We start from the raw sequence: 21,513 nt of genomic DNA on the forward strand, positions 1-21,513 counted from the left end.
GGCTGGCAAAGGTCACCGTGCCTGCAGGATGGCGGCGTCCAGCCGCTCGGTACCGGCCGTGCCGCGGACCAGGCGCGGGTAGCGCAGGCCCTCGCGGTAGTCGATACGAAGCGTGCGGTACTGCTCGCCCTCTCGCACCAGCAGATCCAGCGGTGCCTGCCCGCCCTTGTTGGCCGTGATGGCGGCCGACAGGCGCTCGCCCTTGTAGGCCGTGCCATTGACCGCAACCAGCGTCAGCGCCCGGCTCATGCCGGCACGGAAGGCGGGGCTGTCCCACAGCACGCGCTCCACCTTGCCGTCGCGCTTGAGCACCAGGCCCAGGGAATAGCTGTAGTCGTCGCTGCGCCACTCGCCATCCTCGGCCAGCTGGCGCTGGAACTCGCTGGGCTGCTCGGCCCAGTCCAGGCGCCAGCCGGCGCGTGCCAGGCCGTCCAGCGGTGCGCCGGGGCCATGGCTGTCCAAGCGGTCGCGCAGGAAGCGGGTCCAGTCGTGGGACTGGACCTCGTCGAGCGCCGCCACGATGTCCTCGAAGCGGTAGCTCAGGGGCTGCTGGCGGCCGTCCTGCACACCGAAGAAGCGACGGGCGAAATCGTCCAGGCTGCGCTGGCCGCCGCTCTTCTCGCGGATCAGGGTGTCGGCGTCCAGCCAGATCAGGGTGGACTCGGGGTAGTAGTCGGCCCCGCGCTGCCAGTTGCCCCAGTCCGGCTCGCTGCGCGAGCGGGCCATGGCGCCCTCGTTGGTGGTGTCCTGCAGATTGCGCCAAAGCCGGCCTGCGCGGTGGCTCAGCATGGCCACGGTTTCGGCCAGGGTGTCGCGCATCTGATCGGGGCTGACCAGCCCGGCGCGCACGGCCAGCACGCGGCCCCAGTAGTCGGTCTGACCTTCGTAGAGCCATAGCAGGCTGTCCTGCATGGGCACGTTGTAGTCGGGCGTCAGCAGATCGGCCGGGCGGCGGAACTTGCCGTTCCAGGAGTGGGCGTATTCATGGGGCAGCAGGCTGCGCGCGCCGGGGCGGCGGGCCCAGTCCTTGAAGTAGCCCGGCCGCACACCGTTTTCGCTGCTCTGGTGGTGCTCCAGGCCGATGCCGCCTAAGCGCTCGGAGATGGCGAGCAGGAAGTCGTAATGCTCGAAATGCCGCGAGGCAAAGAGCTTGTCCGCCTGCTGGACCAGGCGACGATGCGCATCGACCTGGGTCTCGCTGGCCTGCAGTTCCTCGGGCGTATCGGCCACGATGTTCAGCACCACGGGGCGGGATTGCCCAGGCGGATCCAGCTCGATGCGGCGCAGGTGGCGGCCGGCCAAGAGTGGTGAGTCCATCAACGTCTCAAGGCTCACCGGCACGAAGCGCAGGGTCTCCGGATCGCGCGGGCTGCCTGCCTGCACCCGCAAGGCGCTGGCCTGGCGCCAGCCGGCAGGCAGGCGAACCTCCGGCTGCACCTGGATGCGCTCCACCCCGTGCCCGGCCGGATAGAGCACCATGCTGATCCACTGCAGGTTCAGCATCTCGCGGGTCATCACCACCCGTCCCCCCTCGCGGCCCAAGGCGCTGAGGAACTGATGGCGGATCTCGATCTGCCGCACGCCCTTGGGGATCTCGACATGGAAGGCGCTCGGGTCCACAGTGTCCCGGGTCCATGGCAAGACCTGACCCTCGGTCCGGATCTGCAGACCGGCAATGCGGTCCACCTCGCCGTAGGGGCCGTGTGCGCCGGGCAGATAGCGCGGATGCAGCAGCGTCAGGCGGCCGGGCTGCACGGGCAGCAGCTGGCGCACCTGGAAGATGCGGTGGTCCAGGTCGGTGGCATCCACGCTGACTTGCATCAGTCCGGGGTAGGGGCGGTCCTGGGCCTTGGGGACCTGGGCGCCGGCCGGCGCCTGGCTCAGTGCCGCGCAGAACATGCCGACCAGCAGCAGGGCGCGCGGGCCGCGGCCGCGAATCTTCCTCGCACCAGGGCGCATGGGTTCCTCCCTTGTTGGAGTGCGCACCATAGCGATGTCTGCTGACTTCCGGCAGCAGGAAGTCCCGCAGTGACTTTGGACATGGGGCCGCTCCGGCCCTGTGCTAGGGTCTTGCCATGCGCTTCCCAATCTCCCGCCTGCCCGCAGCCCTGCCCCCGTGGTCCCTGATCGCGCCGCTTGCCGCCTTGCTGGCCATGGCCTGGCCGGGCGCGCACGGCTGGGGGCTTTCACTTGTCGGGCTGTGCCTCGGCGCCGCCGTGCTGGCGGCCGTGCATCATGCCGAAGTTGTGGCCCATCGCGTTGGCGAGCCTTTCGGTTCCCTCGTGCTGGCGGTGGCCGTCACGGTGATCGAGGTGGCGCTGATTGTGTCCCTCATGCTGGCCGGCGGCGAGGGCGCGAGCTCGCTGGCGCGGGACACGGTCTTCTCTGCCATCATGATCGTCTGCAACGGCGTGCTGGGGCTGTGCATCCTGGTGGGGGGCCTCAAGCACCGTGTGCTGGCCTTTCGCGTCGATGGCACCAGCCCCGCCCTGGCCGTGCTGGCGGCCCTGGCCACGCTGACCCTGGTGCTGCCCAGTTTCACCACCAGTTCGCCGGGGCCAACCTTCGCGCGGCCGCAGCTGATGTTTGCTGGCGTGGTGTCCCTGGTGCTGTATGGCGCCTTCGTCTTCGTGCAGGCCTGGCGGCATCGCGACTACTTCCTGCCCGTGCAGGACGAGGCCGGCGACAACGCCGACCACGCGGAGCCCCCCAGCATGGCGGTGGCCTGGGCGGCCCTGGGCCTGCTGATGGTCTGCCTGGTGGGCGTGGTGGGTCTGGCCAAGCGTCTGGCGCCGCCCCTGGAGGCCCTGGTGCAGAGCCTGGGTGCGCCGCCCTCGCTGGTGGGCGTGATGGTGGCCCTGCTGGTGCTTCTGCCCGAGACCCTGGCCGCCGTGCGGGCAGCCGCACGCAATCGCCTGCAGACCAGCCTCAACCTGGCCTTAGGCTCCGGCCTGGCCAGCATCGGTCTGACCATCCCGGCGGTGGCCGTGCTCTCGCTGTTTCTGCCGAATCCGCTGGTGCTGGGCCTGCCGCCCACGGGCATCGTGCTGCTGGTGCTGAGCATCCTGGTCGGGGCGCTGACCCTTGGCAGCGGCCGCGCCACGGTGCTGCAGGGCGCCGTGCACCTGGTGTTGTTCGCCGTTTTCCTATTCCTGGCGGTGGTGCCCTGAGGCAGGGGCTCCGTCAGCAGCGCTCGTACTTCCAGTTGCGCCGCTTGCCCTCGCCCAGCCATTGCACGGCCTGGGCGATGCGCCTCCCGCGCGTGTCCGCGCGCTTGGCCTCGGCGATCCACTCGATGTACTCGCGGCGGTGACCCGGCGGCAGGCCCTCGAAGAAGGCTTGGGCGGCCGGCTGCATGCTGAGGGCCTGGGCGAAGGCCGGCGGAAGGTCCGGGAGTGGCCTGGGCGCCTGGCGGGCCCGGCGTTGCGGCTTGACCCCCTGATCGATGAGGCTCTGCGCCTTCTTCAGCATGGCCTGGAGTTCGGCCTTGGGTGGCAGGTCCGCCAGCTGGGTGAGTTTGCCCAACTCGCCCATGCCCTCGCGGCGTTCGCTGGTGCCGGTGACGGCCTCGCCCTGCCAGAAGCCAATGCTGGCATGGCCCTTGAACGCCGCCATGCTGGTGAGGATGCGGCCTCGCCACGTAAAATGTGGGAAGCCCCACTTGATGGTCTCCTCCGCGTCCGGGCACTGTGCATGCACCAGCTCGCGCCAGAAGCTCAGCAGGGGCTGGGCGAAGGGGGCGGACTTCTCGATGTAGGCATCGATGCGGGGATCCTGCATGGGCCGTCACTACATGCCGCGCAGCAGCGGCTCGTGCAGGCGGCCGGACAATTCCAGCGCACCGCCGCCATAGTAGGCCCGTGCCCAGCCCAGGCGCCGGAGTTCGGCCACGGCCAGCTCGGCCCGGGCGCCGGTGGCGCAATAGACCAGCAACGGCGTTTCCGTGGGCCAGTGCTGCAGGGCCATGAGCTCGCCCAGGCGCGGCAGGGGCATGCAGTGCGCGCCGGGCAAATGACCGGCCATGAACTCGGCATAGGAGCGCACATCGACTCGCAGGGCGTCAGCGGGCCAGTTCATGGGTGCCTCGGCCGTCGGGGGCGAGGGCTCGGAGGGTGGTTCGGCGCCGCTGTCCATCATGGGCTCGGGCCAGTGCAGTTGGGAAACCCACAGCATCACGGTGACCTCCTGTCGGGGCTCAGAGACCGGACTCCAGCGCCCGGCCCAGGCGGCGGGCCAGCAGGACCGGCGTGCCGGCATTGCAGGCCGCCTGGTAGCCCAGGCGCTGCAGCAGGCCCAGCGCCTGCTCGGCGCGATGGCCGCTGGCGCAATACAGGGCAATCGGCTGGCCTGGATCCGGCGCCAGGTGCACGATATCGTCCGCCAGGCGCGGCAGGGGCAGGCAATGGGCCCCGGCGACATGGCCGGCCATGAATTCCGAGTAGGAGCGCACGTCGATCAGAAGCACCGCCTGGGCGTCCACGGGCGAGGGCGCCTGTGGCAGTCCGGGTGGCTCGGCCATGGCGGGCAGTTCGGTGATCGACAGGCCGGCCTGGACTTCAGGCGGCAGCGGCGATGTTGTCCAGAGCATGGGGACCTCCGGGAGGCGGCAGGCTTGCGCCCAGGTCCTCTTTTTACGCCTAAGTCGACGGGTTCGCCAGTCGGTCGTCTGTGGGTGAATCCCTGGCGGTGGGCGTGCAATAGGTCGCATACAACAGTCGGCAACCCGGCTTGACAGTGCACCATCGGCAGGCGTCAACTGCTGTGGCGGGATCCGGTCCACGGTGGGCCGGTCTGCCGACGGGAGGCTTGCGCTGTGCGTCACGACGCCAGCAAATGCCGCTTGTCGAGGGAGGCCCCACGGGCCGAGGGCGCTGGGCACGCATGGCAGAAAAAACGCCAGCGGCCCGGGCGAGTTTGCCGCGTTGCCAGCATGCCCATGCGTAGGCGCGGCGTTCGGCTGGGTTGGAGATGGATTCAAGCAACGTGTACACGTCCGGATGGGTCTCGACGCCGGCCGCCGGAGCCCGAGGCTGGCTTCAGTGCCTGGGACTCAAGCAGAAGCTGTTGCTGGCCGCGTTCCTGTGCATGGCGGCCATTGGCGTACCGGTGTGGCAGCAGTTGAAGCTGAGCCAGTCGCTGATCCAGACGATTGACCGCGAGCGCCAGGGGGTTGCCGATGCCAGCCTCCTTCAGCAAAGCTACGAGGCCCTGGGGCACCTGCGGGCGACCAGCCCCGGGGGAGATGCCGCCTCGTGGGCATCGGACGTCGCACGGCTGCAGGAGCGCCTGAATTCGCTGCAGGCCCGGCTGGACGCCGAAGGTGCCTCCGCGGAGCTGCGTCTGGCCGCGGACGTGGCTCGTCAGCTGGTGCGCCAGCTTCAGGCCGATGAGGGTCGAGGCTCTTCCGCGGAACAGACGAGGCATGTGCGCGCTCAGCTAAGGGCGAAGTTGCAGCAGATGATGGAGCTGGTGCTCGACGAGTACGCACTCATCCTGGATCCCCGGACCGATACCTACTATCTGATGGCCGCCTGCTTCATCCACGGCACGGATCTGGCCGGGCAGTTGCAGGACACCGCCGGCAAGGGCGCCTGGATGGATGATGGCAGTGCCCAGCGGCTGCGCCAGATGATGGGCAAGGTCTTCCAGGCGAACCCGGACATGTCGCAGGCATTGGCAACGCCCTTGCAGGCGCTGAACGACAGCCTGGCAAGCCTGCGCACGCAGCCGACGGCCGCGGGCATCGAGAGCGCGGAGTCGGCCCTGGTCGCCTGGCTGGAAGTCGGTGCCTACCAGCTGGACCGTGAGCTGGATCGACAGCGCAGCGCGCTGCGCGGCGCGCAGGTGGGGCAGGTCCTGCTGCTGCTCCTCTTTCTCGCCAGTCTGGCGCAGCTGGGCCGCCTGATCGTGCGTGACTTCCTGGCCCGCACCCAGGAGATGCAGCACCGTGCCAAGCTGCTGGGGCATGCCGAGGAACTCGCCAAGATTGGCTGCGCGGAGACGGACCTGATGAGCGAGCAGGTCCGGTGGACCTCCGGCATGTTTCACCTGTTCGGCGAGCCCGAGTCCTCGACGCCCGTCGATCCGGACTGGCTCTACCTGCGCGTGCCGCGGGGCGAGCGCGACAGCGTGCAGCGCAACAGCCGTCTGGTTGCGCCGCAGCAGCCCTGTGAGTTCGAGCACCGGATCCAGCGCGCGGACGGCAGCTTCCGTACGGTCTTGCATCGAGCCGTCATCGACCTGGACGACAAGGGCTGGCCGCGACGGGCCCTGACGATTCTGCAGGACGTTACCGAGCGCCATGATGCCGAACAGCGCCTCGAGCGGCTGGACAAGAGCTGCCCCGTCACGGGGCTGTCCAACCGCAAGGCCCTGCTGGAGCGTCTGCAGCAGGGCCTGGAGCCGCTGCGGGTGGGCGACGCCAGCCTGGTCCTGATGGTCTTGCAGGTTCACCAACTGGGCATGGTGATGGACTCCCTGGGCTATGACGGTGGCGACCGCCTGCTGCAGCTCGTGGCACGTCGGCTGGAGGCGGCCGTCGGCAAGAGCGCGCTGGTGCTGGCGCACCTCGGCCAGGGCGAGTACGCCTGCCTGCGGCGCATCCCCGCAGGCGAAATCCAGCCGGACCTGCTGGAGGAGTGCCGAGCCCTGCTGCGGGTGCTCAACGAGCCGGTGCAGCTTGGCGACGTCGAGTTCTCCATGAACTGCTCGCTGGGATTCAGCCAGGCGCCCCTGGACAGCGACCAGGGCCCCCGGCTGCTGCATCAAGCCCAGGCGGCGCTGGGGCAGGCGCGCGAGAGCGAGGGGCTGGTCTGCCGCTATGACCCCGCCGCGCATGCGCGCTCCTTCCGCCGCCTGGAGACCGAGACGGCCCTGCGCCGTGCCCTGGAGCAGGATGGGCTTCACCTGCACTACCAGGCCCAGCTGGAGCTCCGCCACGGGCGCATTGTCGGCGCCGAGGTGCTGGCGCGCTGGGACGACCCGGTGCGCGGCGCCGTGTCGCCGGCGGAATTCATCGCCGTGGCCGAGGACTGCGGGCTGATCGTCGAGCTGGGCGAGTGGGTGTTGCGCCAGGCCTGCCTTCAGGCGGTGAAGTGGCAGAAGGCCGGCCTGCGCCCGATCCGCCTGGCCGTGAACCTGTCAGCGCGCCAGCTGCAGCTCCCGGACATCGCCTGGCGGGTGCAGAACATCCTTCGCGAGACGGGCATGGACCCGCGCTGGCTGGGCATCGAAATCACCGAGAGCCTCTTCATCGAGGAAGGCCAGCACATCCTGCGCGCCCTGCACGCCATCAAGGCGCTGGGCGTGGAGATCTCGCTGGACGACTTCGGCACCGGCTACTCGAACCTCGGCTACCTGCGCCGGCTGCCGGTGGACATCGTCAAGATCGACCGCAGCATCGTGCACGACGTCGAGGCGGCGGCGCACGATGTCTCCATGACCCGGGCGGTCATCAACCTGGCGCACAGCCTGCAGCTGAAGGTGCTGGCCGAAGGGGTGGAGACGGAGGGGCAGCTGTCCATGCTGATGGCCAACAGGTGCGACCAGATGCAGGGCTTCCTCTTCAGCCCTGGCGTGGAAGCCGAGACCTTCGAGGCCCAGTTGCGCGCGGAGCAGCAGCTGCCCAGGCATCTGTTTGCCGCCGAACGCCGGCGCACGCTGCTGCTGGTGGACGACGAAGAAAACATCGTCGCCGCCCTGCGACGCCTGCTGCGCCGCGACGGCTACCAGATCCTCACCGCCAACAGCGGCGGTGATGGCCTGCAGTGTCTGGCTGAGAACGAGGTCGATGTGATCATCTCCGACCAGCGCATGCCGGGCATGACGGGGGTCGAGTTTCTCCGGCGCGCCAAGGAGCTCTATCCCGGCACGGTGCGCATGGTGCTGTCCGGCTATACGGAGCTGCAGTCCATCACGGACGCGATCAACGAGGGCGCCATCTACAAGTTCCTGACCAAGCCCTGGGACGATGAGCGGCTGAGGGCACATGTGCAGGAGGCCTTCCGCACCAAGGAGCTGGCGGACGAGAACAAGCGCCTGGACTCGGCCGTGACGGAGGCCAACCAGGAGCTGGCGCAGGTCAACCGCCGGCTCCAGCAGCTGCTGCAGTCCCAGCATGAGCGCATCAGCCGCGAGGAGGTCAGCCTGAAGGTGATGCGCGAGCTGCTGGAGCGCGTGCCCCTGCCCATCATCGGGGCGGACCCCAGCGGCATGATCAGCTATGCCAACGAGGCGTCGGAGCGGCTGTTCAAGCACCAGCCGGCGCCCGTCGGCCGTTTCCTGGACGAGGTGCTGCCAGACGAGCTGCGCGCGCTGTGGAGCGAATCCGGAGACGCCAGCACGATGGTCCACATCGACGGGCATGGCTACCGGGCCATGTGCCGCCCCCTGTGGGCCGGCTGGGAAGACCAGCCGACACAGCGGGGCCGCCTGCTGGTGCTGATGCCCGTGGAACACGAAAGGGAGTACCTATGAGCGATCATCCGATGCCTGTGGCCACCCGGCCCGACCCCGCCAGCGAGCACCGCAGCGCTGCGCAGAGCCAGCTGGATCATCTGTTTCGCCACGCCTTGAAGGAGGAGCAGGTGAGCCCCCTGTACTTCCTCCTGCAGCGCTTCAGGGCGAAGGCGGAGGAGGGGGTGTCGCCATGAGTGCGGTGGATGCCGTCGGCATGGTCCGCCGGATCCGGGACCTGCCGACGCCCAATGCCGTGGCGATGCAACTGCTGGTTTCGCTGGCTGACGAGAACCTGAGCATCGAGCAGCTCACCCAGCAGATCTCGCTGGACCAGGGCATCGTGGCCAAGGTCCTGAGGCTGGCGAATTCACCGTTCTATGGCCTGCCCCGGCGCGTGACGCTGATTTCGGATGCCGTGGCCATCATCGGCTGGCGCTCGGTCCGCAACCTGGCCCTGGCGGCGGGCCTGGCCCGCAGCTTCGACCTCGGGCGATGCCCTTCCTTCGACCTGGGCGGCTATTGGCGACATTCGCTGGCCTGCGCACTGTGCGCGGAAGCCCTGGCGCGCGCACGGGGTCAGGACAGCGGGCTGGCCTTTGGCGCCGGCCTGCTGCATGACCTGGGGCGCGTGGCCCTGGCCAGCCTGGCCCCCGAAGACTACGCCCAGGCGCTGCGCTGGCAGGCCGACGAGGGCGCCCGCCTTTTCGAAGCTGAGCACGCCTGCCTGGGCCAGGACCATGCCGCCGTTGGCGGCGCGTTGGCCGAGCAGTGGCTGCTGGCGCCCGCGCTGGTGGATAGCGTGGCCCTGCATCACCGGCCGCCCGAGGACGGCAGTGCCCCGCTGGCGGACCTGATCCACGTGGCCGATTGCGTGGCCCACGGGCTGGGCCTGGAGGGGACGGAGGGTGAGTCGGTCCCCTCCCTGGCCCTGCACAGCTGGCGCCGCCTGGACATGGAGGAGCCCCAGTGGTTCCGCCTGTTTTCCAACGTGGAGTCGGAACACGCCGTCTTGTGCCAGGCCTTCTTTCCTGGAGAGGGGTCCCCATGAACGCTCATGAACAAGGCCATGCCGGTGCGTTGCCGGTGCAAGAGGTGCAGGCACTTTTGCGCAGCAACCAGGAGCTGAAGCAGCTCAATGCGCAGCTCAGCGAGGCGCAGGAAAAGCTGGTGCAGTCCGAGAAGCTGGCCTCCATCGGGCAACTGGCGGCGGGCGTGGCGCATGAGATCAACAACCCGATCGGGTACATCTTCTCGAACTTCGGCACGCTGGAACGCTACCTGGCCAACCTGTTCGAGATGCTGGCGGCCTATGAGGCGGCGGAACCCCTGCTGGCGGGCACGACGGTTGGCGCCGAGTTGTCGGCCTTGCGGCACAAAGTCGAGCTGGACTACCTCAAGGAAGACATTCCCACCCTCATGGCGGAGTCCAGGGAGGGCATCAGCCGCGTCCGCAAGATCGTGCAGGACCTCAAGGACTTCTCCCGTGTCGACAACAGCCAGGAGTGGGCCCTGGCCGACCTGCACCAGGGCCTGGAATCGACGCTCAACATCGTCAACAACGAGATCAAGTACAAGGCCAAGGTCGTCAAGGACTACGGCGAGATCCCCGAGATCCTGTGCCTGCCGTCGGAGCTGAACCAGGTCTTCATGAACCTGCTGATCAATGCCTCGCATGCCATCAGCGGCGAGAAGGGCTGCATCACCATCCGCAGCGGCAGGGACGGGGCGCAGGTCTGGGTGGAGATCGCCGACAACGGCTCGGGCATCTCCCCCGAGAACCTCAACAGGATCTTCGACCCCTTCTTCACGACCAAGCCCATCGGTCAGGGCACGGGGCTCGGGCTCTCGCTGTCCTATGGCATCGTGAAAAAGCACCATGGTCAGATTCTTGTTGACAGCCAACTGGGGGCCGGCACGCGCTTTCGCGTGATACTGCCCATCGAGCAGCCTGACGGGCCGGACGACCCAGGCCCGGCACAGGCCGGTTGATGGGTCTGCCATGGCATCGATGAGCGAACTCCCCGCCGCGCGCCCCGAGCCGCATGCCGGCACCGCTGAGGCTGCGGTGGCCGTGGTCCTGTGCGTCGATGACGAACCGGCCATCCTCAGCTCGCTGAGGCGGCTGCTGCGGCCCAAGGGCTACAAGGTCCTGCTGGCCGAGGGCGGGCAGGCGGGCCTGGATGCGTTGGCCAGCGAGCCGGTGGACCTGGTCGTGTCAGACATGCGCATGCCCGAGATGGACGGTGCGCAATTCCTGGAGCAGGTCCGGATGCGCTGGCCCGAGGTGATCCGCATCCTGCTGACGGGCTATGCGGACGTGAGCTCCACCATCGCCGCGATCAACCGCGGCGAGATCCACCGCTACATCGCCAAACCCTGGGACGACCAGAACATGCTCATGGTCATCGAGGACGGGCTGCGACGCCGGCGCTTGGAGCAGGAGAACCTGCGCCTGCACGCCTTGACGCAGGCCCAGAACCAGGAACTGCAGGCCCTCAACGCCGGCCTGGAGGCGCGCGTCAAGGCGCGCACCCAGGAGATCGAGCAGATCAACGGGATGCTCGAGCAGGCCTATGCCGAGCTGCAGAGCAACTTCCTGCTGTCCATCAATGTGTTCGCGGGCCTGACGGAGCTGCGCGATGGCAGCATGGCCGGCTATTCGCGCCAGGTCGCGGCCCTGGCCAGGGCGATCGCCCACCAGCTGGGCCTGGGCCCCTTGGCCGAGCAGGATCTGCACATCGCCGGCCTGCTGCACGAGGTGGGCAAGCTGGGCTTTCCCGATGCGCTGCTGCGCAAGCCCATGTCGCTGATGCGGGGGGAGGAGTTGCAGCTGTTCCGGCGCCACCCGCTGCATGCGGAGTCGGCGCTGATGCCGCTGGCCCAGCTGCAGAGGGCCGCACGCCTTGTGCGTTCCCAGCACGAGCGGCTGGACGGCAAGGGCTTCCCGGACGGCCTCGCGGGCGAGCAGCTGTCCCTGCCGGCGCAGGTTCTCGCGGCCGCCGTGGACTACCACGGCCTGCAGAGCGGGCGCCTGGCCGAGCGCCGATACAGCGCGGAAGAGGCGCTGTCCATGGTGAAGGGCGGAGCTGATGTCCGCTATGCCAAGGCCGTCGTCGAAGCCCTGGGCGTTGCGCTGCAGAGCCTGGCCGAGCAGGGGCCGCAGGACCGCCTGATCCTGGCCCAGGACCTGGCCGAGGGCATGGTGCTCTCACGGGACCTGACCAGCCCGCAGGGGGCCTTGCTCCTGGCCCGCGGCTACGTCTTCGACGCACGCGTGGTCAAGCAGGTGCGGGAGTATGCGAGGCGGGAGGGGGTCAAGCTGCAGCTCCATGTGCGCCTCGACCCGACCACGCCTTCAGGGCCGGTCGCCGGGCAGGGTGTTCAGCAAGCAGCGTGAGGAGAGGTCTCATGGCGGAAAAGATTCTCCTGGTGGACGATGAGCCCCACATTCTGCGGGCCCTGCAACGACTGCTGAGGCTGGGACTGCAGGACGCGCAACTGCAGCCCTATGCACTGGAGGCCTTCACCGATCCCGCCGAGGCCTTGCGCCGGGCGCGGTCGATGCCCTATGCCCTGGTGGTCTCGGACTACCGGATGCCGCAGATGACGGGCGTCGATTTCCTCATGTCCCTGCGCGAGCTGCAGCCTGACTGCGCGCGGGTCATTCTCTCCGGCTATGCCGACCTGAACGGCTTGATGGCGGCGATCAACGACGTCGGCATCATGCGCTTCATCGCCAAGCCCTGGAACGACCATGAGCTGCTGTGCGGGCTCAGCCAGATCCTGCGTCTGCGCGAGCTCGACCTCGAGAACCGGCGGCTGGCGGACCTGGTCCGCGAGCAGCAGGGAAAGCTCAGCGCTCAGGAGGTGGAACTGCGCCGGCTGGAGCGGCTGGAGCCCGGGCTGACCAAAGTGAACTGGGGGCCGGACGGATCCTTCCTGCTGGAGGATCCCGGCGAGGTCCAGTTGTGAGTGAATCGCTGCCGCCACTGTTCGTCGCGGCGCTGGAAGCGGTTAGCACGCCCACGCTGGTACATGCAGGCGGACTCGTGCTGCATGCCAATGCCAGCATGCAGCGCTTGCTGGGCTTCGATCTGGCGACCCTGCAGGGTATGCGCTTCGACGCCTGGGCTAGTGAGCAGACCCGGGCCGCGCTGTTCGACTATGGCCAGCGCTGCCTGCACGAGCTCGGGGAGCTGCCGTCCGTGGAGGCGGAGGCCGTCACGGCCAGCGGGGCCATTCGCTACCTGGAGCTTCATGCCCGCCAGGTGCGGTTGGACCAGCAGGTCCTGGCCGTCACCACCTGCCAGGACCTCAGCGACATGCGCCATGTGCAGAGCAGCCTGCTGGACGTGGGCCGGGTCCTGCACCAGATCATCGAGAACAGCCCCGTGGCCACCTTTGTGCTGAACGCCGAGCATCGGGTCACGCAATGGAATGCCGCGTGCACCAAGCTCACCGGCATCGAGCTGGTGGACCTGCTGATGGGCGAAAAGGAGCCCTGGCAGGCCTTCTACAAATGGCCGCGCCCCCTGCTGGCTGATCTCATCATCGACGGGACGGTGTCCGAGACGGCCCAGACGGCCGAGGGCGAGCGCTGTCAGGCCTCGCTGCTGATCCCGGGCGCCTTCGAGGCGGAGCGCTTCTTCCCGCAGATGGGCGAGCGCGGGCGATGGCTGTACCTGACCGCGGCCCCGCTGACGGACGCGCAGGGGCGGGTGGTGGGCGCCATCGAGACCCTGCAGGATGTCTCGGCGCGGCGCCAGGCCGAGGAGCAGGTGCGCCGGCATCGCCAGGAGCTGGAGGAACTGGTCGCGGAGCGGACCGCCGAGCTGCTGGGCATGCACCATGAGCTCGAAGCCTTTCTCGAGAATGCCTCGGTGGGCATCATCACCACCACGCGCCAGCGCATCACCCGCGCCAACAAGAAGTTCGCCGAGATGTTCGAGTTCGGAAGCGAAAGCCCGCTGGACCATGAAAGCATCGAGCTTTTCACGAGCAAGGAGTCCTACGACTCGTTGGGGGCGGTGGCCTATCCTCTGCTGTCCCGCGGCGAGTCCCTGCTGCATGAGATGGAGATGTGCACGCTGCGGGGCAATCGCATCTGGGTGCAGATGATCGCCTACGTGGCCGATCCGCTGAACACCCAGGCTGGCACCTGGTGGCTGCTGCAGGACCGCACCGAGGTGCGTCGCGTGCAGGCCGAGCTCCAGCAGAACTTTGAGCGCATGAAGGAAACCAATGCCCGGCTCGAGGAGGCGCAGAACCAGCTGCTGCAGTCCGAGAAGATGGCGTCCATCGGCCAGCTGGCGGCGGGCGTCGCGCACGAGATCAACAACCCCATCGGTTTCGTCAGCTCCAACGTCGGGACGCTGCGGCGCTATGTCGAGGGCATGTTCAGGCTGCTCGACCACTACGAGCAGGTCGATCGCGGCCAGCTGCCACCCGAGCTGCGGCAGGCGATCGAACGGCAGCGCGTGGAGCTGGACATGGATTTCCTCAAGGAGGACCTGCCCCAGCTGCTGGATGAGAGCGACGAGGGCCTGACCCGCGTGAAGAAGATTGTCCAGGATCTCAAGGACTTCTCGCGCGTAGACCAGTCGGACTGGCAGGATGCGGACCTGAATGCGGGCCTGGAATCCACGCTCAACGTGGTGATGAACGAGGTCAAGTACAAGGCGGAAGTCGTCAAGCACTACCAGTCCATCCCCACGGTGCGCTGCCGCGCCGCCCAGTTGAACCAGGTCTTCATGAACCTGATCGTGAACGCCGCCCATGCCATCACGGGGCGTGGCGTCATCACCCTGTCCACGCGGCAGGAGGGCGACTGGGTGTGCGTCAGTGTGAAGGACACCGGCTCCGGCATGAGCGAGGCCACCCTGCGCCGCATCTTCGAGCCTTTTTTTACGACCAAGCCCGTGGGGCGGGGTACCGGGCTGGGCCTGTCGCTGTCCTTTTCCATCGTGAAGAAGCATGGCGGGCGGATCGAGGTGGAGTCCCGCCTGGGCGAGGGCAGCTGCTTCAGCGTGTGGATCCCCATTGCCGGCCCTGCTGATGCGGGTGAGGATGCGAGCGCGCTGCCCGGCGCCTGAGGCCGGCCCGTGCCGCCGGCCATCGGTCCGGGGCTTGACGGCGGGGCCTGGCAGGCAGCCAATAGACACTGCAGAACGCTGAGACCGACAGGTCTTGATGCAAGCCACGAGGCGGGACTGATGTGCCCGCCCGCATGGCAGCCGGCAGGGAGCCACGCCGAGTCCTGGGACAGCCCCAGGACGAATGGAAGGGACCGCCCATGCTGAACACCATCACGCGCATGCTGACCGCGCTGAGCGTGTCCGCACTGCTGACCATGGCCATCCTGCTGGGCGCCTCGCTGTGGGGTGTGAGGCACAGCGAGGCCATCGCCCGCCAGACCTTCGATGCCAAGGACGTCGCCGCCGACATCCTGCCGCCGCCCCTGTACCTGATCGAGCTGCGCCTGGTGCTCTCGCAGGCCCAGGAAGGACTGCTGAGCCGCGAGCAGGCAATGGCGGAACTTGACCGCCTGCGCAAGGAGTACGACGCTCGCATCGCCTACTGGACGGCCAACCCGCCGCACGGCCTGGAGGTTCAATTGATGGGCGCCCAGCACCAGGCTGCTGGGCGCTTCTTCGACAGCGCCCAGCAGCTGCTCGCCCTGCCTCCGGACGTCGATGCTGACCAGCGCCGGGCCGCGCTGGCCCGTGCCCATGCCCAGTACCTGGAGCACCGGGCGGGCGTGGATGCGACAGTGCAGGCGGCCAACCGTTTCGCCGAGAGTTCGGTGGCCGAGTTCGACGCCACCGGTCGGCGCCTGATCGGCAGTCAGGCCCTGCTGACTGCGATGGCCATGGTGCTGCTGCTGCTCTTCGGCCGCCACATGGGGCGACGCATCTGCGAGCCCATCCGCAGGGCCGTCAGCGTGGCTGAATCCGTGGCTCAGGGCATCCTCTCCTCGCGCATCCAGGTCGAGGGCCCGCGCGAGACAGTGCAACTGCTGCAGGCCTTGAGCCAGATGAACCAGAACCTGTCCGCCCTGGTCAGCCATGTGCGGACCAGTGCCGATGACATGGCTCAGGGCATCGGCGAGATCGCCACGGGCAATGCCGACCTCAGTCACCGGACGGAAAGCCAGGCGTCCAACCTGGAGCGTACGGCCTCCGCGCTGGAACAGCTCGGCAGCACCATGCGCGACAACGCCGTGACAGCCGGCCAGGCCGCCAGCATGGCCCGCGAAGTGCACCTCGTGGCCGAACGTGGTGGCGGCACGGTGCAGCGGGTGGTGCAGACCATGCAGGGCATCCACGGCGCCAGCGAGCGCATCGGCGAGATCATCGGCGTGATCGACAGCATCGCCTTCCAGACCAACATCCTTGCGCTCAACGCGGCCGTCGAGGCGGCGCGCGCGGGTGAGCAGGGTCGCGGCTTCGCGGTGGTGGCCAGCGAGGTGAGGGCCCTGGCCCAGCGAAGCGCCGGCGCGGCCAAGGAGATCGCCCACCTGATCCAGGACAGCATGGCGCGGGTGGAGAGCGGCAATGCCCTGGTCGGTGAGGCTGGCCAGACCATGGGCGAGCTGGTGGCCCAGATGCAGCGTCTGCGCGACCTGATTGACCGCCTGAGCCATGCCAACAGCGAGCAGTCGCAGGGCATCAGCCAGATCAACGGCGCGGTGGCGCAGCTGGACGGCATGACACAGCAGAATGCCGCGCTGGTCGAGCAGAGCGCCGCGGCGGCCGAGAGCCTGTCGCGGCAGTCGGGGCGCCTCGTCGAGTACGTGCAGCGCTTCCAGCTCTGAGTCAGGAAGGGGGATGAGGGGTCAGGTCTTGCCTGGCCCGCCCCCTGCGCTCGGGCTCAGTGGCTGGTCCGGAAGGCGCTGACCATCTCCGCCAGGCGCGAGGCCTGATGCTGCAGGCTTTCAGCAGCGGCCGTGCTTTGCTCGACCAGTGCCGCGTTCTGCTGCGTGACCTGGTCTAGCTGCGTCACGGCCGAGCCCACCTGGGCGATGCCGCGCGACTGCTCCTGGCTGGCCGTGGCAATCTCGCCGATCAGGTCGCTCACCCGCTGCACCTGAGAGACGATGCTGCTCATGGACTGTCCGGCTTCCTCCACCAGCCGGTTGCCGTGATCGACCTGCTCGACGCTCTGGCTGATCAGGCTCTTGATCTCGCGCGCAGCCTGGGCCGAGCGCTGGGCCAGGGCCCGCACCTCGCCGGCCACGACGGCAAAGCCTCGGCCCTGCTCGCCCGCTCGGGCCGCCTCGACGGCCGCGTTGAGCGCGAGGATGTTGGTCTGGAAGGCGATGCCGTCGATCACCGAGATGATGTCGGCAATGCGGCGCGAGGAGTCGGCGATGCCCTGCATGGTGCTCACCACCTGGCCCACCAGCGCCCCCCCCTGGCCCGCCGCCGAGGAGGCCTGGCGGGCCAGGCGATCGGCCTGCGAGGCGGTCTCTGCGTTGCTGGTCACGGTGCCGGCCAGCTGCTCCATGGAGGCGGCCGTCTGCTGCAGATTGCTGGCCTGCTCCTCGGTGCGCTGGCTGAGGTCGGCGGTGCCGGTGGCGATTTCGGTGGAGCCGGTGGCAATGGTGTCGCTGCTCTCGCGCACGCGCTGCACCATGTTGGACAGGCTGGCCGACATGGTGTTGAGCGCCTCCAGCAGTTCATGGGCCTCGTCACTGCCCCGGCTGTGCACATGCTCGCGCAGGTCGCCGTCAGCCACCCTTCGCGCCAGCTGTACGGCCTGATGCAAGGGCTGGACGATGGAGCGCGTGCAGAACAAGGCCGCCAGCAGGGTCAGCAAGGTCGCCGCGGTGGCCAGCAGCACCGACCAGAATTTGACGCGGCCCTCCAGGCGCCCGAGTTCCGCATAGCTGGTCTGGGCGGACTTGATCTGCAGGGCGATGAGCTGGTCGATGGAGGCCTTGGCCTGCACGCCCAGCGGCTGGATCTTCTGGGTGTACAGCAGCTCGGCCCCGGCGCTGTCGCCTTGCTTGAGCAGGTCGCGTGCCGCCAGCAGACCCTGCTTGACGTAGGCGCCGCGGGTCTCGGCGAAACGTTCGGCCAGCGTCTTCTCCTCGGGGTCCAGCGCGCCCTGCGTGTAGCGCTTCCAGGTCTCGGAGACCTCGGCCACATTGGCTCGCAACTGCGGGTCCAGGGCGTCGATCTTGGCGGGCTGCGGGTCCCGCAGCATCTCCATCACCAGCACCCGGTTGCGCAGCATGAGGGCGTCGATGGCACCGATCTGCTGGATGGGCAGGGTCCGCTGCTCGTAGAGCACGCGGGCATGCTCACCCATGCGATGACTGCTTTGCCAGCCCAGCGTGCCCAGCAGCAGCATCAAGACCAGCACCACACCGAAGGCCAAGCCCAGACGCGGGCCAATCCTCAAGCTCCTGAGGCTATTCATCTTGTTCAACTCCCTTCGCTCCCACCCGTCAAAGGATGGTCTGCGGATTGTTTTCCAGACAAGACTCAAGGTTCGAGGGCCATCGTGAGTGGGGATCTGAGAAAAATCAAGTCCAATCCGGCGACACCGGCCATGAAAGCGGGACAGCATGAAAAAAAGCCTCCACGCGGGAGGCCTCGAGGGGGGCGGAGGGGTGCCGGAGAGGGCCGGGCTTACATGCTGCGGCGGTACTGGCCACCCACCTCGAACAGCGCCGAGGTGATCTGGCCCAGGGAGCAGACGCGCACGGCGTCCATCAGCACCTCGAAGACGTTCTTGTTGTCGATGACGGCCTGCTGCAGGCGCTGCAGCATGGCGGGCGACTGTGCCGCATTGCGCTCGTGGAAGGCGGCCAGGCGCGAGAGCTGGCTCTGCTTTTCCTCGTCGGTCGAGCGGGCCAGCTCGATGTGCTCGGGCACCGGGTCGCCATGCGGGTTGCGGAAGGTGTTCACGCCGATGATGGGGTATTCGCCGGTGTGCTTGAGCATCTCGTAGTGCAGCGACTCCTCCTGGATCTTGCTGCGCTGGTAGCCCGTCTCCATCGCGCCCAGCACGCCGCCGCGCTCGGCGATCTTCTCGAACTCGGCCAGCACAGCCTCTTCCACCAGCTCGGTCAGCTCCTCGATGATGAAGGCGCCCTGCGAAGGGTTCTCGTTCTTGGCCAGGCCCCATTCGCGGTTGATGATCAGCTGGATGGCCATGGCGCGGCGCACGCTCTCTTCCGTGGGCGTGGTGATGGCCTCGTCATAGGCATTGGTGTGCAGCGAGTTGCAGTTGTCGTAGATCGCGATCAGGGCCTGCAGCGTGGTGCGGATGTCGTTGAAGGCGATCTCCTGCGCGTGCAGGGAGCGGCCCGAGGTCTGGATGTGGTACTTGAGCTTCTGGCTGCGCTCGTTGGCGCCGTACTTGTCGCGCATGGCCACGGCCCAGATGCGGCGCGCCACACGGCCCAGCACGGTGTACTCGGGGTCCATGCCGTTGCTGAAGAAGAAGCTCAGATTGGGCGCGAAGTCGTCGATGTGCATGCCGCGCGCCAGGTAGGCTTCGACGAAGGTAAAGCCGTTGGAGAGCGTCAGCGCCAGCTGCGAGATGGGGTTCGCGCCGGCCTCGGCGATGTGATAGCCGGAGATGGACACCGAGTAGAAGTTGCGCACGTTGTGGTGCACGAAGTACTCGGCGATGTCGCCCATCACCTTCAGTGAGAACTCGGTCGAGAAGATGCAGGTGTTCTGGCCCTGGTCTTCCTTCAGGATGTCGGCCTGCACGGTGCCGCGCACATTGGCCAGCACCCAGTCCTTGATCTTGGCGGCCTCGTCGGCCGTAGGGTCGCGGCCGTTGTCGGCCTTGAACTTGGCGATCTGCTGGTCCACGGCCGTGTTCATGAACATGGCCAGGATGGACGGCGCGGGGCCGTTGATGGTCATGGACACGCTGGTCGTGGGGCTGCAGAGGTCGAAGCCGTCGTACAGCACCTTCATGTCGTCCAGCGTCGCGATGCTGACCCCGGAGTTGCCCACCTTGCCGTAGATGTCGGGGCGGGGGGCCGGGTCGGCGCCATAGAGCGTGACCGAGTCGAAGGCGGTGGACAGTCGCTTGGCAGGCATGCCCTCGGAGACCAGCTTGAAGCGGCGGTTGGTGCGGAAGGCATCGCCTTCGCCGGCAAACATGCGGGTGGGGTCTTCGCCCTCGCGCTTGAAGGCGAAGACGCCGGCGGTGTAGGGGAAGGAGCCGGGCACGTTCTCCAGCATCAGCCACTTCAGCAGCTCGCCGTGGTCCTCGTAGTGCGGCAGCACGACCTTGCGGATCTTGGTGCCGGAGAGGCTGGTGGAGACGAGGCTGGTGCGGATCTCCTTGTCGCGGATCTTCACCACGTACTCGTCACCGGCGTAGGCCTTCTGCATGTCGGGCCACTGGGCCAGCAGCTGGCGGGCGTCGGCGTCCTGCCGGGCCTCGCGCGCGGTGGCCAGCTCGGCCAGGGCGCCGCGGGCGTTCTGCTTCTCGGGATTGGCCTCCAGCAGCATGCGGCTGGCGCCGTGCAACTGCTGGATCTCTCGGGCGAGCAGGGCTTGCTGGCGGGCGCGCTTTTTGTAGCCGCGCACGCTGTCGCTGATCTCAGCCAGGTAACGCACGCGGGCCGGCGGAACGATGGGCGTCTGGTGCGTGCTGAAACGGGTGCTGACCAGGGGCAGTCGGCCGTCGTGCAGCTGCAGGCCCAGGGCGGCCAGGCGCGGCTTGAGGGCCTGGTAGAGGGCGGTCACGCCGTCGTCGTTGAAGCGGCTGGCCATGGTGCCGAAGACGGGCATGTCCTCGGCCTTCTTGCCCCAGGCTTCCTTGTTGCGCTGGACCTGCTTGGCGACATCGCGCCAGGCATCGGCCGCGCCTTTGCGGTCGAACTTGTTGATGGCGACGAACTCGGCGAAGTCCAGCATGTCGATCTTCTCGAGCTGGCTGGCCGCACCGAACTCGGGCGTCATCACGTACATGGGGACGTCCACGTGCGGGACGATGGCGGCGTCACCCTGGCCGATGCCTGAGGTCTCGACGATGACCAGGTCGAAGCCGGCCACCTTGGCCGCGGCCACCACGTCGGGCAGGGCTTTGCTGATCTCGCTGCCGAAGTCGCGCGTGGCCAGTGAGCGCATGAACACGCGCGCGCCCTGGCTCCAGGGCGAGATGGCGTTCATGCGGATGCGGTCGCCCAGCAGCGCTCCACCGCTCTTGCGGCGCGAGGGGTCGATGGAGATGAGGGCCACGCGCAGGCGGTCGTCCTGGTCCAGGCGCAGGCGGCGGATGAGCTCGTCGGTCAGGCTGGACTTGCCGGCGCCGCCCGTGCCGGTGATGCCCAGCACAGGGGTCTTGAGGCCTGCGGCCTGCTCGCGCAGGGCCTGGACGAGGCCGGCGTCGGCCTTCTCGTTCTCCAGGGCCGTCATCAGCTGGGCCAGGGCACGCCAGGCGCCCTCGGTCTGGCCCTGGATGGTGTCGATGCTTGTGGGGGCGAAGCTGCTGAGGTCCTTGTCACAGCGCATCACCATCTCGCCGATCATGCCCTGCAGGCCCATGCGCTGGCCGTCCTCGGGGCTGAAGATGCGCACGCCGTGGTCGGCCAGGTCGCGGATCTCTGCCGGCACGATCACGCCGCCGCCACCGCCGTAGACCTGGATGTGCTCGCCGCCGCGCTCCTTCAGCAGCTGCACCATGTATTTGAAGTACTCGACATGGCCGCCCTGGTAGGAGGAGATGGCAATGCCCTGGGCGTCTTCCTGCAGCGCGGCGGTGACGACCTCGTCCACCGAGCGGTTGTGCCCCAGGTGGATCACCTCGGCGCCCATGCCCTGCAGGATGCGGCGCATGATGTTGATCGCGGCATCGTGGCCATCGAAGAGGCTGGCGGCCGTCACGAAACGCACCTTGTGGGTGGGACGGTAGTCGGCGAGGGCCTTGAATTCGGCGGACAAGTCGGTCATCGCGGGTCTCCTGCTGGGCCGGCCGGGGTGACGGCATGGGCCCGGTTCTATCAGCAACAAGGGCCCGATTCTAGGTGTGACTTGACGTTTACGTAAACGTCAATCCTTCGCGTTCCGGCGAGTCTGGACT

General features: G+C 68.0%; 15 protein-coding genes. 9 read left to right on the forward strand and 6 right to left on the reverse strand.

The features are described 5' to 3' along the window. Window positions 1-12: 12 nt before the first annotated feature. On the reverse strand, window positions 13-1,959 hold the full coding sequence (locus H5407_RS18540; RefSeq protein ID WP_255501316.1) for a M61 family metallopeptidase: 1,947 nt from the start codon (window positions 1,957-1,959) through the stop codon (window positions 13-15). A gap of 116 nt (window positions 1,960-2,075) precedes the next feature. On the opposite strand from H5407_RS18540, the gene H5407_RS18545 reads away from it, so the two are divergent. After that, entirely contained in the window at window positions 2,076-3,170 is a 1,095-nt protein-coding gene (locus H5407_RS18545; RefSeq protein ID WP_183105976.1) for an ionic transporter y4hA, read from the forward strand. Between the two features lie 13 nt (window positions 3,171-3,183). Here the strand turns inward: H5407_RS18545 and H5407_RS18550 are convergent, their stop codons facing one another. Genes H5407_RS18550 through H5407_RS18560 form a run of 3 tightly spaced genes read right to left on the reverse strand, consistent with a single transcriptional unit; the run spans window position 3,184 to window position 4,588 of the window. Continuing rightward, on the reverse strand, window positions 3,184-3,780 hold the full coding sequence (locus tag H5407_RS18550) for a YdeI family protein (protein WP_183105977.1): 597 nt from the start codon (window positions 3,778-3,780) through the stop codon (window positions 3,184-3,186). 9 nt (window positions 3,781-3,789) lie between these two features. Next, window positions 3,790-4,173 (reverse strand): rhodanese-like domain-containing protein, encoded by a 384-nt coding sequence (locus H5407_RS18555; RefSeq protein ID WP_255501322.1) that lies wholly within the window; start codon window positions 4,171-4,173, stop codon window positions 3,790-3,792. Window positions 4,174-4,195: 22 nt separating this feature from the next. After that, complete coding sequence (locus H5407_RS18560; RefSeq protein ID WP_183105979.1) at window positions 4,196-4,588, reverse strand: rhodanese-like domain-containing protein; 393 nt, start codon at window positions 4,586-4,588, stop codon at window positions 4,196-4,198. A gap of 395 nt (window positions 4,589-4,983) precedes the next feature. Here H5407_RS18560 and H5407_RS18565 point away from each other — a divergent pair, with 395 nt between their 5' ends. From H5407_RS18565 to H5407_RS18600, 8 genes are all read left to right on the forward strand, one after another. Beyond that, window positions 4,984-8,475, forward strand: a complete 3,492-nt coding sequence (locus H5407_RS18565; RefSeq protein ID WP_183105980.1) for an EAL domain-containing protein — start codon at window positions 4,984-4,986, stop codon at window positions 8,473-8,475. After that, entirely contained in the window at window positions 8,472-8,651 is a 180-nt protein-coding gene (locus H5407_RS18570) for a hypothetical protein (protein WP_183105981.1), read from the forward strand. The genes H5407_RS18565 and H5407_RS18570 overlap by 4 nt, the downstream gene beginning before the upstream one ends. Continuing rightward, on the forward strand, window positions 8,648-9,505 hold the full coding sequence (locus H5407_RS18575; protein WP_183105982.1) for an HDOD domain-containing protein: 858 nt from the start codon (window positions 8,648-8,650) through the stop codon (window positions 9,503-9,505). Before H5407_RS18570 ends, H5407_RS18575 begins: the two co-directional genes overlap by 4 nt. Beyond that, complete coding sequence (locus H5407_RS24735; RefSeq protein ID WP_183105983.1) at window positions 9,502-10,446, forward strand: ATP-binding protein; 945 nt, start codon at window positions 9,502-9,504, stop codon at window positions 10,444-10,446. Before H5407_RS18575 ends, H5407_RS24735 begins: the two co-directional genes overlap by 4 nt. A 10-nt stretch (window positions 10,447-10,456) precedes the next feature. After that, window positions 10,457-11,854 (forward strand): HD domain-containing phosphohydrolase, encoded by a 1,398-nt coding sequence (locus H5407_RS18585; RefSeq protein WP_255501317.1) that lies wholly within the window; start codon window positions 10,457-10,459, stop codon window positions 11,852-11,854. An 11-nt stretch (window positions 11,855-11,865) separates the two neighbouring features. Further along, window positions 11,866-12,429: a response regulator gene (locus H5407_RS18590; RefSeq protein ID WP_183105984.1), complete on the forward strand. Its 564-nt coding sequence runs from the start codon at window positions 11,866-11,868 to the stop codon at window positions 12,427-12,429. Beyond that, the gene (locus tag H5407_RS18595; protein WP_183105985.1) at window positions 12,426-14,549 is read left to right on the forward strand and encodes an ATP-binding protein; all 2,124 of its coding nucleotides are present in this window, start codon (window positions 12,426-12,428) and stop codon (window positions 14,547-14,549) included. Before H5407_RS18590 ends, H5407_RS18595 begins: the two co-directional genes overlap by 4 nt. 200 nt (window positions 14,550-14,749) lie before the next feature. Further along, the gene (locus tag H5407_RS18600) at window positions 14,750-16,270 is read left to right on the forward strand and encodes a methyl-accepting chemotaxis protein (RefSeq protein ID WP_183105986.1); all 1,521 of its coding nucleotides are present in this window, start codon (window positions 14,750-14,752) and stop codon (window positions 16,268-16,270) included. A 56-nt stretch (window positions 16,271-16,326) separates the two neighbouring features. Here H5407_RS18600 and H5407_RS24740 read toward each other — a convergent pair whose 3' ends face one another. Together H5407_RS24740 and icmF are read right to left on the reverse strand one after the other, a co-directional pair. Continuing rightward, on the reverse strand, window positions 16,327-17,880 hold the full coding sequence (locus H5407_RS24740) for a methyl-accepting chemotaxis protein (protein ID WP_183105987.1): 1,554 nt from the start codon (window positions 17,878-17,880) through the stop codon (window positions 16,327-16,329). A gap of 212 nt (window positions 17,881-18,092) precedes the next feature. Beyond that, window positions 18,093-21,383 (reverse strand): fused isobutyryl-CoA mutase/GTPase IcmF, encoded by a 3,291-nt coding sequence (gene icmF, locus H5407_RS18610; protein WP_183105988.1) that lies wholly within the window; start codon window positions 21,381-21,383, stop codon window positions 18,093-18,095. Window positions 21,384-21,513: the final 130 nt, after the last annotated feature.

Source organism: Mitsuaria sp. WAJ17 (genome assembly GCF_014174515.1).
Lineage (GTDB): Bacteria > Pseudomonadota > Gammaproteobacteria > Burkholderiales > Burkholderiaceae_C > Roseateles_B.

Bases quoted from the DNA above. Each gene is read 5' to 3' on its own strand.
- H5407_RS18540 (WP_255501316.1), bottom strand. From the start codon at position 1,959: ATGCGCCCTGGTGCGAGGAAGATTCGCGGCCGCGGCCCGCGCGCCCTG.
- H5407_RS18545 (WP_183105976.1), top strand. From the start codon at position 2,076: ATGCGCTTCCCAATCTCCCGCCTGCCCGCAGCCCTGCCCCCGTGGTCC.
- H5407_RS18550 (WP_183105977.1), bottom strand. From the start codon at position 3,780: ATGCAGGATCCCCGCATCGATGCCTACATCGAGAAGTCCGCCCCCTTC.
- H5407_RS18555 (WP_255501322.1), bottom strand. From the start codon at position 4,173: ATGCTGTGGGTTTCCCAACTGCACTGGCCCGAGCCCATGATGGACAGC.
- H5407_RS18560 (WP_183105979.1), bottom strand. From the start codon at position 4,588: ATGCTCTGGACAACATCGCCGCTGCCGCCTGAAGTCCAGGCCGGCCTG.
- H5407_RS18570 (WP_183105981.1), top strand. From the start codon at position 8,472: ATGAGCGATCATCCGATGCCTGTGGCCACCCGGCCCGACCCCGCCAGC.
- H5407_RS18575 (WP_183105982.1), top strand. From the start codon at position 8,648: ATGAGTGCGGTGGATGCCGTCGGCATGGTCCGCCGGATCCGGGACCTG.
- H5407_RS24735 (WP_183105983.1), top strand. From the start codon at position 9,502: ATGAACGCTCATGAACAAGGCCATGCCGGTGCGTTGCCGGTGCAAGAG.
- H5407_RS18585 (WP_255501317.1), top strand. From the start codon at position 10,457: ATGGCATCGATGAGCGAACTCCCCGCCGCGCGCCCCGAGCCGCATGCC.
- H5407_RS18590 (WP_183105984.1), top strand. From the start codon at position 11,866: ATGGCGGAAAAGATTCTCCTGGTGGACGATGAGCCCCACATTCTGCGG.
- H5407_RS18600 (WP_183105986.1), top strand. From the start codon at position 14,750: ATGCTGAACACCATCACGCGCATGCTGACCGCGCTGAGCGTGTCCGCA.
- H5407_RS24740 (WP_183105987.1), bottom strand. From the start codon at position 17,880: ATGAATAGCCTCAGGAGCTTGAGGATTGGCCCGCGTCTGGGCTTGGCC.
- icmF (WP_183105988.1), bottom strand. From the start codon at position 21,383: ATGACCGACTTGTCCGCCGAATTCAAGGCCCTCGCCGACTACCGTCCC.